We start from the raw sequence: 1,592 nt of genomic DNA, 5'->3' as shown, positions 1-1,592 counted from the left end.
GTGCTCAACCGCACGCAAGGCGAGGATGCCTCTGCCGATTTGCGGGCTTCGGAAGTGCGCTTCACCCGCTTCTTCAACTCGACACCGATGGCAATCGCCGGCGTCGACCACAACGGACGCATCCTGCGCACCAATGCGCCGTTTTTGTCGTTGTTTTCGTCTGTCGTCGATCGCGACGCCGTCGACCGTCGCGTGCGGCTCGACACGGTAATCCACGAACGCGACCGGCCGGCCTTCGCGGCTGCCTTCGAGAAAGCGCAGCAGCGGCAGGCCGACATCGAGCCGATCGACACGCTTCTGCCCGGCAACGACGAACGGCACATCCGCTTCTACGTCAACGCCGTCGCTGACGGCACCGGCGGCGAGGGCGCCGAGGAGTCGGCCATCGTCTACGCCGTCGAGACAACGGAGCAGAAGGCGCTGGAAGGGCAGATGGCGCAAAGCCAGAAGATGCAGGCAGTCGGCCAGCTTGCCGGCGGCATCGCGCATGATTTCAACAATGTGCTGACCGCCATCATCATGGCGTCCGACCTTTTGTTGACCAATCACCGCCCGTCGGACCCGTCCTTCCCAGACATCATGAACATCAAGCAGAATGCCAACCGGGCGGCTTCGCTGGTGCGGCAGCTTCTGGCCTTCTCGCGCAAGCAGACATTGCGGCCGGAAGTGCTCAACCTGACCGACGTGCTCGCCGATCTCAGGATGCTGCTGGCCCGCCTTGTCGGCAACGACATCAAGCTGAAGGTCGACCATGGCCGCGACCTGTGGCCGGTCAAGGTCGATATCGGGCAGTTCGAACAGGTGGTGGTGAACCTTGCGGTCAACGCGCGCGATGCTATGCCGGCGGGCGGCGATCTGACCGTGCGCACCCGCAATGTGACCGCCGAGGAGTGCAAGGCCTTTTCCTACCGCGAACTCGCCCCGGCGGACTATGTCGTGGTCGAAGTCGAGGACACCGGCAGCGGCATCGCGCCCGACGTGCTGAAGAAGATTTTCGAACCCTTCTTCACCACCAAGGAAGTCGGCAAAGGCACCGGCCTTGGCCTGTCGATGGTCTACGGCATCATCAAGCAGACCGGCGGCTTCATCTTCTGCGATTCCGAAGTCGGCAAAGGCTCGACTTTCCGCATTTTCCTGCCGCGTCACATCGCCGAAGCGAAAAAGGCAGGCGAGCCCGGCGATGCGCCGGCGGCGCCGGCAAAGGTCGCCGATCCGGCCAAGGATCTGTCGGGCTCGGCCACGGTGCTGCTCGTCGAGGACGAGGATGCCGTGCGCATGGGCGGCATGCGGGCGCTGACCTCGCGCGGCTACACCGTGCACGAGGCGTCGTCGGGCGTCGAGGCGCTGGAAGTGTTCGAGGCGCTGGGCGGCAAGGTCGATATCGTCGTTTCCGACGTGGTGATGCCGGAAATGGACGGGCCGACGCTGCTCGGCGAATTGCGCAAGCGCCAGCCCGACATCAAGTTCGTCTTCGTGTCCGGCTATGCCGAGGACGCATTCGCCAGAAACCTGCCGGCAGATGCGCATTTCGGCTTCCTGCCGAAGCCGTTTTCGCTCAAGCAACTGGCCACGATCGTCAAGGACGTGCTGGA

At 63.9% G+C, this 1,592-nt stretch carries 1 protein-coding gene; it reads left to right on the top strand.

The window, feature by feature from the left end; translation table 11 throughout:
* On the top strand, positions 1-1,592 hold a 1,592-nt coding region (locus ENZ74_RS31335; RefSeq protein ID WP_164761372.1), incomplete at both ends, for a PAS domain-containing sensor histidine kinase.

This window comes from Mesorhizobium sp. M7A.F.Ca.CA.002.15.2.1, from assembly GCF_003998715.1.
GTDB classification, from domain to species: Bacteria; Pseudomonadota; Alphaproteobacteria; order Rhizobiales; family Rhizobiaceae; genus Mesorhizobium; species Mesorhizobium ciceri.
Note: the sequence above shows the minus strand (reverse complement) of the source record. Positions and strands in the feature narration are given on the sequence as shown.